The 11,282-nt window shown below is 49.5% G+C and carries 12 protein-coding genes; 5 read left to right on the plus strand and 7 right to left on the minus strand.

Features of this window, described 5'->3' with window-relative positions:
- Window positions 1-411 carry a Dabb family protein gene (locus F0L74_RS24870; protein ID WP_149840616.1) on the minus strand — a complete coding sequence of 137 codons (411 nt, stop codon included), beginning with the start codon at window positions 409-411 and terminating at the stop codon, window positions 1-3.
- Window positions 412-578: 167 nt separating this feature from the next.
- Between F0L74_RS24870 and F0L74_RS24875 the strand changes: the two genes are divergently transcribed.
- The gene (locus F0L74_RS24875) at window positions 579-1,037 is read left to right on the plus strand and encodes a VOC family protein (protein WP_149840617.1); all 459 of its coding nucleotides are present in this window, start codon (window positions 579-581) and stop codon (window positions 1,035-1,037) included.
- A gap of 128 nt (window positions 1,038-1,165) precedes the next feature.
- Window positions 1,166-1,858 (plus strand): porin family protein, encoded by a 693-nt coding sequence (locus F0L74_RS24880; protein WP_149840618.1) that lies wholly within the window; start codon window positions 1,166-1,168, stop codon window positions 1,856-1,858.
- A 65-nt stretch (window positions 1,859-1,923) separates the two neighbouring features.
- Here F0L74_RS24880 and F0L74_RS24885 read toward each other — a convergent pair whose 3' ends face one another.
- On the minus strand, window positions 1,924-4,170 hold the full coding sequence (locus tag F0L74_RS24885) for a TonB-dependent receptor (RefSeq protein WP_149840619.1): 2,247 nt from the start codon (window positions 4,168-4,170) through the stop codon (window positions 1,924-1,926).
- A gap of 208 nt (window positions 4,171-4,378) precedes the next feature.
- On the opposite strand from F0L74_RS24885, the gene F0L74_RS24890 reads away from it, so the two are divergent.
- Together F0L74_RS24890 and F0L74_RS24895 are read left to right on the plus strand one after the other, a co-directional pair.
- Window positions 4,379-4,828 carry an SRPBCC family protein gene (locus F0L74_RS24890; RefSeq protein ID WP_149840620.1) on the plus strand — a complete coding sequence of 150 codons (450 nt, stop codon included), beginning with the start codon at window positions 4,379-4,381 and terminating at the stop codon, window positions 4,826-4,828.
- A 6-nt stretch (window positions 4,829-4,834) separates the two neighbouring features.
- On the plus strand, window positions 4,835-5,203 hold the full coding sequence (locus tag F0L74_RS24895; RefSeq protein WP_149840621.1) for an iron chaperone: 369 nt from the start codon (window positions 4,835-4,837) through the stop codon (window positions 5,201-5,203).
- A gap of 6 nt (window positions 5,204-5,209) precedes the next feature.
- Here the strand turns inward: F0L74_RS24895 and F0L74_RS24900 are convergent, their stop codons facing one another.
- The 3 genes from F0L74_RS24900 to F0L74_RS24910 are packed head-to-tail and all read right to left on the minus strand — an operon-like array spanning window position 5,210 to window position 6,623.
- Window positions 5,210-5,704: a hypothetical protein gene (locus F0L74_RS24900; protein ID WP_149840622.1), complete on the minus strand. Its 495-nt coding sequence runs from the start codon at window positions 5,702-5,704 to the stop codon at window positions 5,210-5,212.
- Window positions 5,705-5,751: 47 nt separating this feature from the next.
- Window positions 5,752-6,198: a hypothetical protein gene (locus F0L74_RS24905; RefSeq protein WP_149840623.1), complete on the minus strand. Its 447-nt coding sequence runs from the start codon at window positions 6,196-6,198 to the stop codon at window positions 5,752-5,754.
- Complete coding sequence (locus F0L74_RS24910) at window positions 6,195-6,623, minus strand: lipocalin-like domain-containing protein (protein WP_149840624.1); 429 nt, start codon at window positions 6,621-6,623, stop codon at window positions 6,195-6,197. Before F0L74_RS24910 ends, F0L74_RS24905 begins: the two co-directional genes overlap by 4 nt.
- A gap of 132 nt (window positions 6,624-6,755) precedes the next feature.
- Between F0L74_RS24910 and F0L74_RS24915 the strand changes: the two genes are divergently transcribed.
- Complete coding sequence (locus F0L74_RS24915; protein WP_149840625.1) at window positions 6,756-7,274, plus strand: 3'-5' exoribonuclease domain-containing protein; 519 nt, start codon at window positions 6,756-6,758, stop codon at window positions 7,272-7,274.
- On the opposite strand, the gene F0L74_RS24920 is transcribed toward F0L74_RS24915, so the two are convergent.
- Both F0L74_RS24920 and F0L74_RS24925 read right to left on the minus strand, forming a co-directional pair.
- Entirely contained in the window at window positions 7,269-9,866 is a 2,598-nt protein-coding gene (locus F0L74_RS24920; RefSeq protein ID WP_149840626.1) for a TonB-dependent receptor domain-containing protein, read from the minus strand. The two genes, F0L74_RS24915 and F0L74_RS24920, sit on opposite strands and share 6 nt — an antisense overlap.
- A complete protein-coding gene (locus F0L74_RS24925; protein ID WP_149840627.1) occupies window positions 9,866-11,278 on the minus strand; it encodes a hypothetical protein in 1,413 nt (470 codons plus the stop codon). Before F0L74_RS24925 ends, F0L74_RS24920 begins: the two co-directional genes overlap by 1 nt.
- Window positions 11,279-11,282: the final 4 nt, after the last annotated feature.

Here is an 11,282-nt window from a genome sequence, read left to right on the forward strand (position 1 = left end):
TCAGGCCTCTACAGCATCATATACAATTACTTTTTCCCACAGGTGGCCGCAGTTCTTGATAAACTCCAGGTGTATGGGGTGCGTCTGGTAAGTAGCCTGGCCTGCCAGGTCGCTAAAGAACATCAGCTCTGATACGGCCCAGCTCTGATCTACCACATCCCGTTTTTCCGTTTGGGCTACTACCCCTACCCGCAGCTCACGCACGGTCTCTATTTTGGCCAGGGTCTTTACGCCGGCAATCAGCTTATCACGGTCTTCTTTGGAGTCCGGGTTCTTAAGCCAGAAGAAGACATGGTGCACCACCGGGTATTTTTTATCTGCGGGGGCCAGCGGCATAGCGGCAGCAGCCGCAGTACCTGCGCAAAGAGCGGCAGCGGTACCCAGGAATTTACGTCTGTTCGATTTGTTCATGTTATTGTGAGTTGATACCGAAAGATAATAAATAAAGCATATTTTATCATGATCCCCCTGACGTGATCTCCCCGCTAAAATGTCGCTTTTATACCCGGTGCAAACAAGATCGCCGCTGTAAGTTTGCTGTATACAAAACAGAAACACAAAACCTAAAAACAGATTATATGTCAAAGATCTCACCCTTCTTATTATTGATCGGCAAAGCAGAGGAAGCCGCTAAGTTTTACACCTCCGTATTTAAGAACTCCAAAATAGTGAGCGGGATGCCTGGCCCCGACGGCAGTCCTATGGGCTTCACCTTCCAGCTGGAAGACCTGGAGTTCATTATCCTGAATATAGGGCCAACATACGAATTTACCCCTGCCATCTCCTTTTTCGTAAAATGTAAGACCCAGGAAGAAGTAAACGATCTCTGGGAAAAGCTCACCACCAACGGCGGCGAGGAAAGCATGTGCGGCTGGCTGGTAGATAAATACGGCGTTTCCTGGCAGATCGTTCCCGATGGGCTGGTGGAAATGTTTGGCGATGCGGACCGCGAAAAAGCCGGCCGGGCAATGAATGCCATGATGAAGATGAGAAAGCTGGATATAAACATCGTACGGGACGCTTTCAACGGCAAATAACCGCCATTCTATATATACCGGTATGCAGCTGTATACCATATAAATAGCCGGGTCTACCCGGCTATTTTTTTTAACATTCACATATATGGCTATCCGCTATATTTGTAGATAAACTATACCTAACAGAAATGAAAAAGCATTTTCTTTTGTTGACCGCCGCACTTTCCTGTGGACTCTATTCCTTTGCCCAGGTATCCTTCGGCATTAAAGCAGGTTTCAGCGCTGCCTCTATGAGTTCCAAAACGCAGATCAGCGGCCAGGCCGCTGTAAAGGCAGAAAGCAATATCATCCCTGCTTTTCATGCGGGTGTGATTGCGGATATTGGCCTGGCAGACAATTTTTACCTGCAGCCTGGCTTGTTTTACAGCGCCAAAGGCACTAATTCACCACAGCAGGCTTTTAACCCAAACACTGGTTTGCCGCTGACCATTACTGCCAAAATACGGCTTGGCTACCTGGAACTGCCTGTTAATTTCCTGTATAAGCAGCCACTGGGCCCCGGCAAATTATTCTTTGGCTTTGGCCCCTACCTGGGTTATGGCATTACCGGTAAAGTAAAGGCTGATAATCCCCTTGGCGCCGGCGAAGTAGAGGTAGATGTGAAATTTAAGAGCACCCCGGAAGACAGCTCTTCTGCAGCGTACGTAAAACCTTTTGATGCAGGCGCCAACTTTATGGCAGGTTACGAGCTTAAAATGGGCTTGCTGTTCAGTATTAACTACAGCCTGGGCTTAACCAACACCAGCCCTTACCCGAATGAAACACAAAAGAATCATTACCTGGGTGTAAGTGTAGGTTACCTGTTCCCGCATAAGAAATAATTATCTGTACACAGACTGGAAAGGCCGGCGCGAGCACCGGCCTTTTTTATATCATAAATACCTGGTTAAAACAGGTAGCTGGCGCTTAGCTTCAGATAGCATGGCGTACCCGGCGTAAAATGGATCTCTGACACCGGCGTAGGCTCATTCAGCAGCCGGCTCTCCGTATCAAACTGCGTTTCCTTCCATTTAACATCAAACAGGTTCTGGACAGAAAGGCCCAGCTCATAACGGGGCCTTACAAAGTTTATAAAAGCGTCTGTAACAAAATACCCTTTGGCCACTACAGTATTGTCTTCATTGGCAGGACGGTTGCCCATATAGCGGTACCGCAGGCTGGCATTAATACCGGGTTTTGTCTTAACGGTTAGCCCGCCAATGCTGGTAAGCACGGGCGCCAGCGGCAGGTAGTTCTCCCCTTTTGGAGCGCCCGCCGCACGGCCGTTGGAGTAATTAAGGTCCACATCAAAATACAGCCATTGAATAGGCTGATAGCGGGCAGATATATCAAAGCCCAGGCGGCGGCTTTTACCGCTGGGCTCTACCACGCCCTCATCACCTACGTATACAAACTCCTGGTCCAGCCACAGGTACCAGACCGCGGCGTTCAACAGCAGGCTGCGGAAAGGCTTCAGCACCGTTCCAAGGTCTGCCCCGTAAGCCGCAGGCAGTATCTGCAACCCATTCTGCGGTACCACTACGCGCGTGTCATTAGAGTGGAACCCCCTGCCGGTGGTCAGGTAAAATTGTGTCTTATCATTGAGGTGATAATAGAAATTCAGTTTAGGGCTTACAATGCCGGCACGGGCCTTACCCACGGTATCCGCCCGCAGCTTATCCCTATACCGGTCAAAGAAATAATCGTACCGCACACCGGTATTAATGGTAAAGCGCTCAGAAAACTTAAATGTCTCATTAATGTATCCTGCCAGGTTAGACTCCGCTATATCCCCCAGCTGGAGCGGATCCGTAGTAACATCGCGGTCCTTAGTACGGGACAATTCCGTATTGTTGGTCCTGTCCAGCCGTACATTTGCGCCCGCTTCTGAAGTTAAACGGGTATTTCCCAGGAAGCTAAGCTTCGAGTAACTGCCATTATAGCCAAACAGGTTGCGATGTTCTTTTTGCCGGATCTGGTCCCCGTTTACCGGGTCTTCTTTAAAAAAGGTGAAGTCTGAATACAGTTCAAAATTATAATGCGAGAAATACAACTGGTTTTTCAGCACATCCCCATTACGCAGGGCAGTGGTTAACTGTGCATTTACATTGCTACGGGAAGTAACGCCTCCCTCATTAGGATCAATGGCCCCAAAATAAGGGATAAGCCCCTTCTCCACTGCCCGGTCAGGGATCTGGCCGGAGGCATCCCATTTACTGTAAAAGGTAGATGCGCTGAAGTTAAGCACATTGCTGGCATTCAGCTGGCCATAGTATTTACCAAACAGGTTAAAACGGTTAAAATCCTGCGGATGATCAAAATAACCGTCTGTATACATGTACTCCGTAGCAATAAAGGCAGACTGCTGTTTGGCCCTTGCCTTTTCCCCCAGCAGGTTTACCATGCCCACGCCGCGGAAGGTATTGAACATACCGCCCTCCAGCTTTACCAGGTTATTGGGCAGCACATTAAAGGTCTTGAAATCTACATAACCGGAGGTGGTGAAATTACCTTTTTCCGGGTAATAGGTGCCTTTTTTAAAGTACACGTTCTCTATGAGCTCCGGTATCAGAAAGTGCAGGTCCGCATAACCCTGGCCATGCGCATGGGATACCATGTTCACCGGCATGCCATCCACCGCAATATTAATATCCGTGCCATGGTCCAGGTCAAAACCCCGCAGGAACATCTGCTCCGCTTTACCCCCTCCCGCATGCTGGCCAATGAACAGACCAGGCACCATCCGCAGTACCTCCTGGGAGTTATTAATGCCCCGCATCTTAATATCCAGTTTGCTGATAGGCGTGTATTGGTCCGCCGGGTTGGCAGATACCTTTACTTCGCTAAGCTCTATATGTTTGGGCGTAAGATAAATGGCCGGCGCACCCTGCAGTTCGCTTGCCGGCAACGTACGGCTCTCATATCCAATGGCGGAGACCCTGATCTCCTGTACCGTTATGCCCGGCTTAAAGAAGAACCTGCCATGGTCATTAGTGGCTGTAGATTTATTGGCTGGCAATACGGTCACGCTCACCCCTTCAAGCGGGAATTTGGTCTTAGCGTCAAAGATGATCCCGGACAGTGGCGCTTGTTGCCCGAAAACGAGGCTGGTAACAGATAATAAAGCTAATAACTGGAGTAGTGTTCTTCTCATAAGCGATGCTGCAGGTACAAAGCCCTAAAGATACAAAAGCGGCCGTTCTTTCAATAGCATAGCCTCCCGGGCGGCAGGAGAAAAATGCGTAAGTCGCAACCTGCCCCTTAATTTGTCGTCATTACCCCTCCTGCCACAGGCAAAAGATCCCCAACTTTGTTATATAGATCCATTTAACCAATTTTCATCACCCCGTAAATACTGTATCATGCAAACAGAAACATTTAAGGCCACCATTAACGCCCCTCGCGAAAAAGTATGGCAAACACTTTGGGATGACGCTACCTACCGCGCCTGGACTGCCGCCTTTGCAGCAGGCTCCTGGGCTAAAACAGACTGGAAAAAAGGCAGCAAGGTGCTTTTCCTCAACCAGGACGAAGAGGGCATGGTATCCAGGATAGAAGATAACATTCCTAATGAGTACATGTCCATCAAACACCTGGGCATGGTCAATAAAGGGGTGGAAAGTTTTGATGAAAACGATGGCTGGAGCGGCGCCCTGGAAAATTATACGCTTAAGGCTGTAAACGGGCAAACCGAGCTAACGGTAGAACTGAGCACAAAAAACGGCATTCCGGAAGAGCACAAGGAGTATTTCATCAAAACCTGGCCCATCGCTCTACAGAAATTGAAAGAATTAGCTGAACAATCTAATTAATTACCCATGAAAGCAGTAGCACCTCGTAGCGTAGATGAATATATTGCGCAGCAGCCGCCAGCCTTCCAACCGCAACTGGAAAAACTGCGTGCCATTATCCGCTCCGTAGCGCCGGATGCGGAAGAAGGCATTAGCTACCAGGTACCCTGCTTCCGGCATCATTATATGCTGGTAGGCATAGGCGTTAATAAAAAGTATTGTAGTTTATATGTGATGAGCCCATCACTGGTAAAGGCCATGAAGGGTGAGCTGGAAAAAGTGCAAGTATCCGGCGCCACCCTTCATTTCCTGCCAGATCAGGCCTTGCCAACGGCGCTGATAAAAAAGATCGTCAAAGCGCGCATGCAGGAAAATGTGGCAAAGGCAAAGAAGTAAAAACAGTCAAATAGATAATAGTTCGAGATCATATCCCCTTTTCACCGCAAGTATCTTCAGCGCACGGTTATAGGCCATAATTGGCCACTCTTCTTTTTTAAGATAGTGAACCATTGCCGACGCTTGTAAACCGGTATCAAACTCTTCCATTTTTTCCTCTATCGCGCCTGTTTGCAGGTTGATGATCTTGGGATAGCGGAAAAGATCCAGGCAATAGTCATCATCAATGGCAATCAGGTTGCCAAACGCACCCTGCACTTTCACAGCGTTTGACACCCTGCCCTGTTTAAAATGCCATACGGCAATGTGCTCCTGTGGCACAGTGTCAATATTCTCATCATCCATCGGCTCCTCGTTGGATGCCCCTACTAATATGCGCTCATTATCCAGGAAACTGGCCGTACAGATCTCGCCAGTGGACCCGGGAACACCTTCCCCATCGTCCAGTAACAACGGGTTAGCTATACATGCCGCTATATCAAACAGCTCTACACGATCCATCGGATGCCAGACCCAACCTTTACTAATAAAATGTCTACCGTCAGGACTTACCTCCAACCGGGTATGAAAAAATCTCCCGGAGCTCTGTCAGCATGGTCAGTGATAATTTCACCTGTTTCAACATCTTCAAAATCGAGCCGGCAATATTTCTTTGGACAGTGGATCAAGTAAGTCCTGCCATTATCGCCTGTTATAAATGCTGCAGGGTATTCATGGACTTCTGCACAATAATAACTACGGTCTATCTCCCGCAATAGTTCCCCATGCTTCAACAATAGCGCTTTGGTTTCCAACCTTGTGTATACAAGTGCATACTGCCCATCCGGGGACGTTATAGCGCCATCAAACCGATAGCCAACATGACCGTGGGCCAGGCGTCCCACGGTCCCATCCTGGGAATAGATGGTTCCGGCAGATGCCCAATCAACTATCTTATCCCCTATCCAACTGATAGTTTGTAAATCATTGGTTTTTATCGTAATACTACGTTTCATTTATTCTCCAAGCTACTTACTTTACCCGGCAGCATATACATTTTTAAGATCCCGCCCTGGGGGTCCTGGTATTCCAGTATACAACCTGCTTCATCCAGCTTCACCACTTTCAACACCGTCTCTTCCAGGCTATCATTATCAATGACTGTCAATGTTTTCTTATCCGCATCATATTTCCATATGCCATATTCCACTTTTCCACCGTCTGTTGACTTTACCTCGTTGTTCTGATAAAAGATCATTTTGTCTTCCTTGTGCTGCGGTGCAGGCGGGAACTTTTTCCCCTTCTCTTCATAAGAGGACAGTTTCCACTCCTTCGTAATCAATCGCTTAAAAGCGGTGTCCGCACTATTAAAGCCATATGAAAATTTGGTGACTGCCAACAGAATACAGGTTACAAATGTCCGAACGACGAGTTGCTTCATAGGTAGGTTTTATTTTTAATGTGTCGCAAGTTATAATTTTATACCAATTATTCACTCCCGGAAATCATAACTTTGCGCCGGCAGTAACAGGCAAAGCCTGATACTCAATCTGATATTTAAAAATAAAAAAACATGGCTTACATTATGGTCGATGTAGAAAGCGACGGTCCTATACCGGGCGACTATTCTATGATCTCTTTTGGCGCTGTGTTGGTGAACGAACCATTGGACAAGACCTTCTATGGCAGGCTTAAACCCATCTCTACCCAATACAACCCCGAAGCATTAGCAGTATCTAACCTTACCCGTGAAGAAACCCTGCAATTTGATGATCCTAAACAGGTAATGAAAAATTTTGCCGCCTGGATAAAGGAAGTTTGTGATGACCGGCCCATTTTTATCAGCGATAATAATGGCTTTGACTGGATGTTTATCTGCTGGTATTTTCACCGCTTTACCGGCGCCAATCCCTTTGGGTTCAGCTCCCAGAACCTGGGCAGCTTGTATAAGGGCCTTGCAAAGGATACCTTCAAGAATTTCAAGCACCTGCGGCGCACCAAACATACCCATCACCCGGTAGACGATGCTAAAGGCAATGCGGAAGCGCTGATCACCCTTAAAAGGGAATACGGCCTCAAGATCAAACTATAGGACCCGGTATTGTACCCCCAGCAGGTAGCCCCGCCCATGCACTTCTTTTTCTATCAGCAAACGGCCCGGATCTGTTTGTTCCGGTACGCCGGTAACGGCGCCCTTTAAATAGATCTGTGTGCCGGCATTCAGCAGGTTACTGGCTTTGCCAAATAAGCGCCAGTGTTTGCCAAAGGTTTTTTCGATAGAAAGGTCCAGCGCGGTATAGGCTTTCTGCCAGTTATCCAGGTCATACCAGCCGGACACCTCATCTATACGCCCGCCGGTATACACGCCCTGCAGCTGCCCCGTCCATCCATAACGGGGCATATGATAGCTGAGCCCCAGGCTGCCCAGGTGTTTGGACTGCCCCTGTAAGGGCCGTTGCTGCATACGCGTTACCGTAATGATGCCGGAGGTAGGGTCTTGCGGGTCCGCACGCTGTTTGTACTTTTTGTTTTGATCAATATGCGATGAGGTAAAGGTATAGTTGGCATTAATGCCAATGTTGCCGAACTGTTTCACCAGCGAAAACTCAAACCCGTAATTGGTAGCCGTTCCATAGTTGCGCAGCTGTTCCGTAAGCGTGGCGGCAGGGATATAGGACAGACCATTGGCCGGTATGGGATACAGTGTATCTGCAGCGCCCAACAGCGTTTTCTCGTAGGGGTCCTCGATACGTTTATAGAAGGCCGTTAGTTGCAGGGCATCCAGCACGCCGGGGTTATATACTTCATAACGAAGGTCAAAATTATCTGCCGTACTGCGTTGCAGGAACGGGTTGCCCGCAATATTGTAATCATCATAGTTCATATTGAAGAACGTGATATCATACAACGCGGGGCGGCTAAGCGCCCGGTACCAGGAGAGCTTCACATCCTGTTTGCTATCCAGCGTATAACGCAGGTTAAAGGATGGCAGCCAGTCGCGGTAATGGATGCCTATTTCCTTACCCAGCGCAATACCCGGATCTACGGCGGAATGTACGCGTTGTTCCGTTTGCTCCTCCCGCAGGCCTGCCATCATATATACCCGCCCGGTTTGATAGCCTGCCTGAATATAAAAGGCGGTAATATCTTCCTTTGCGCTATAAGTGCCGGCTGTGTTTACCGTGCCCTGCGGATTCTGCGGACCGTTGTTATTAAGCCATACCGCATTGCGGATGCCTGTAAAAGGCTGTCCGTTACCACTGGTAATGGCGGGGTTAAATACATAATTATTATAGAAATTATCCCGGCGGCGGTACTGTAACAAGGTACCGGCCGTTATTTCCAGTAGTGGCAGTATGCTGGGTTTATAATGCAGGTTGGCATATATATCGCCTTCCTTTTCTGTGTTATGCATCCAGAGGCGTTCCAATGGCGCCAGCAGTACCGGCGTTTGCTGTATAACCCCATCAGCGCCCAGTATGCGGCCGGTATTGGCGGTGAGCTCTGCCCGGTCAGGGTAGTTGCCCTGTGCCACGGAGTATACGCCAGACCAGTCCAGCGATAGCTGGCTGCCCAGCTGATGATCGCCCTCCAGGTGCAGGTGCTCCATTGACTGGCGGGCTATCCGCGCCCGCTGCATAATGGCAATCCTGCCGGTGCCGGGACCACTACGCCCTTCTGCCAGGCTGGTATCCACCGCATCGCGGGTCTCAATATCCTGTTTGTTGATGTATAATTGGTAAAACCGCAGGCGGTGTTTGTCGTTGAACTTGTAGTCCAGCGTGGCATACACATGTTTGCGGTTACTGGTGGCATAGTAATTACGTTTAATGAAGTCCGTTATTCCAGGCGCATTACCCAATTGCGGCTCATTGTTCTGCAGGATAAGGAAACCGCTGGAGCCGGTGTGCAGGGCCTGTAAACCAGCTGCTACCAACACGCCCAGCTTCCGGGAAAACAAGCGCCGGCCCCAGCTTACATTACCCTGTATGTCCGGGTCTACATGTTGCGTGGCAAAGCGCAGGTTATTCTTCGTAAAATCGTTGCCCGTGGCGTTGTAATCAGGCCCGTACCGCTCGTAAGGCGATTTTGTTTGCACCGCCCCGTTATCAAAGGCCAGGTAGCGGTTATCCAGGTAAAATTGACTATAACCGCTGGCCGTTTGTATGGAGAGCTCCTGGTGCTCCGGGGCCTGCCGGGTTACAATATTGATACGGCCGCCAATAGCATCACCCGCCATCGAGGGCCTGAGGGTCTTAAATACCTCCAGGTGGTCTATAATGCCGGCGGGGAACAGGTCCAGGGATAAATAGCGGTTGCGCTCGTCCGGACTGGGGATCACCATTCCATTCACGGCGGTATAGCTGTACTTGGGGTCCATACCGCGGATAACCACCCGCCCGGGTATGCCCGTTTCATTACGTAATACGGATACCCCGCTTACCCGCTGCATCATATCTGCTACGGTAATATCGGAATTCCGTTCAATGGACTGGCGGGAGATCACATGCATCAGCTGTACAGAGATCTTCTCCAGCATACGCCCATGCACTTCGGAAACAGGGTCTATACGGCCGCTTACGTTCACCGTATCCAGTACCACTTTTTGCGCAAAGGCAGCATGAGGTGTCCCCCATACTGCCAATGTCAAAAAGGATGTATACAATAAATATCGTTGCTTCATTAATGCTGGTTGCCTGTATTATCCTGCTGAAATGCGCCGATGTCTTTACCCGGCGGCGTGATCTCCGTAGCGCCATAAGTGGCGTCTTTCTTTACAGACCCATAGGCGGCAAAACCAGTGTAGCCCTTACCTACCGCAGGTGAGTTGGCTTGCAGGCGGAAATTGTAGTTGCCTACAAAATCATTATTGATAAAATCAAAACCAGCAGGTACCGGTAAAGGATAGTTCACAAACAGCGGGTTATTGGCGCCTGGCGTAGTGGCATTACCGCCATTAATATCCGTAGGCTGCTGTGCTGTGATATAACCGGAGGGCAGGAACTGCGAAGTGATCGATGTCTTATCCCCATAGTTATACGTATTGCCGTAGTCGATATTAGCCGTATCTGCAATCGGCACGCTGCTGCCACCACCCATAATGGCCAGGCCAAAAGCGCAGTTCACCAGCAGGTTGTTGTAGCAAAGGCCACTGCCGCCATTCTCAAAATCCAGCGATCCGCCCTCTCCCACTTTCGCCTGGCGGTAACCGGTATTCACAATGGTATTGTTATAAATATTGGCATTAGCCTGGGGAGACAATCCGCCTGCGTTGGCAGATTTAAAGGCATTGCCCGTACCGCCCAGCACCAGGTTATAAGCGATGTCGCCTACGCTGCCGCTTTTTACGTTCACGCATTCCCCGGCCTGGAAACCTACTTTCTCAAAAGTGTTGCGCAGGATCTCAAACTTACCGCCGGCTACGCGCACCATATCATCAAAAGAGCCATACAGCCAGCAATCTTCCAGCACAAAATTGGCTTTAGGATTCTGGGTAAAGATGCCGTAGCGCGCCTTGTTAGGCCTTGCAGGGTCCGTTGCCGGCGCCAGGCCGCCCAGGTATTCCAGGTGCGCCCACTTAATGATGATATCACCGGAGGTAACACCACCCTGTATACCACCCCAGTAACCTTTGAAGGCTGGGTCTGTATTAGGGCTCTGCGGATCTTTGGCCGGATCAGAGCGCAGGGCCGGGTCCTGTACCGTAAACAACACCGGGCTGGCTTTGGCGCCCAGCACCAGTAAGGTACCATTCACTATCAGACCAGGCGCATGGCCTTGTGTGCCAATAGCCTTAGGGCCGGTAGATGGGCCGGCAAATAATACCTTCACGCCGCTTTGTATGATCAGCGTATCGCCGGTATTCACTACTGCATCTGCATAATCGCTGTACAGGTAATAGGTGCTGCCCGCTTTCAGGATACCTTTAATGTTCCTCCCATTGGAACCGCCCTTGGTATTCAGCGTATCGCCATCGGCAATATAGCTGCCCTCGGCCGGATCATTGGGTTGAATGTTCACATCGGTATCGGATTTACTGCAGGCGGCCATCAGCATGGCTGCCAGGCAACAAACGGGGACTAATCTTTTTTTCATCTTG

This window comes from Chitinophaga agrisoli (assembly GCF_008386695.1).
In the GTDB taxonomy this organism is placed as follows: domain Bacteria; phylum Bacteroidota; class Bacteroidia; order Chitinophagales; family Chitinophagaceae; genus Chitinophaga; species Chitinophaga agrisoli.

Bases quoted from the DNA above. Each gene is read 5' to 3' on its own strand.
- F0L74_RS24870 (WP_149840616.1), bottom strand. From the start codon at position 411: ATGAACAAATCGAACAGACGTAAATTCCTGGGTACCGCTGCCGCTCTT.
- F0L74_RS24875 (WP_149840617.1), top strand. From the start codon at position 579: ATGTCAAAGATCTCACCCTTCTTATTATTGATCGGCAAAGCAGAGGAA.
- F0L74_RS24880 (WP_149840618.1), top strand. From the start codon at position 1,166: ATGAAAAAGCATTTTCTTTTGTTGACCGCCGCACTTTCCTGTGGACTC.
- F0L74_RS24885 (WP_149840619.1), bottom strand. From the start codon at position 4,170: ATGAGAAGAACACTACTCCAGTTATTAGCTTTATTATCTGTTACCAGC.
- F0L74_RS24890 (WP_149840620.1), top strand. From the start codon at position 4,379: ATGCAAACAGAAACATTTAAGGCCACCATTAACGCCCCTCGCGAAAAA.
- F0L74_RS24895 (WP_149840621.1), top strand. From the start codon at position 4,835: ATGAAAGCAGTAGCACCTCGTAGCGTAGATGAATATATTGCGCAGCAG.
- F0L74_RS24900 (WP_149840622.1), bottom strand. From the start codon at position 5,704: ATGGATCGTGTAGAGCTGTTTGATATAGCGGCATGTATAGCTAACCCG.
- F0L74_RS24905 (WP_149840623.1), bottom strand. From the start codon at position 6,198: ATGAAACGTAGTATTACGATAAAAACCAATGATTTACAAACTATCAGT.
- F0L74_RS24910 (WP_149840624.1), bottom strand. From the start codon at position 6,623: ATGAAGCAACTCGTCGTTCGGACATTTGTAACCTGTATTCTGTTGGCA.
- F0L74_RS24915 (WP_149840625.1), top strand. From the start codon at position 6,756: ATGGCTTACATTATGGTCGATGTAGAAAGCGACGGTCCTATACCGGGC.
- F0L74_RS24920 (WP_149840626.1), bottom strand. From the start codon at position 9,866: ATGAAGCAACGATATTTATTGTATACATCCTTTTTGACATTGGCAGTA.
- F0L74_RS24925 (WP_149840627.1), bottom strand. From the start codon at position 11,278: ATGAAAAAAAGATTAGTCCCCGTTTGTTGCCTGGCAGCCATGCTGATG.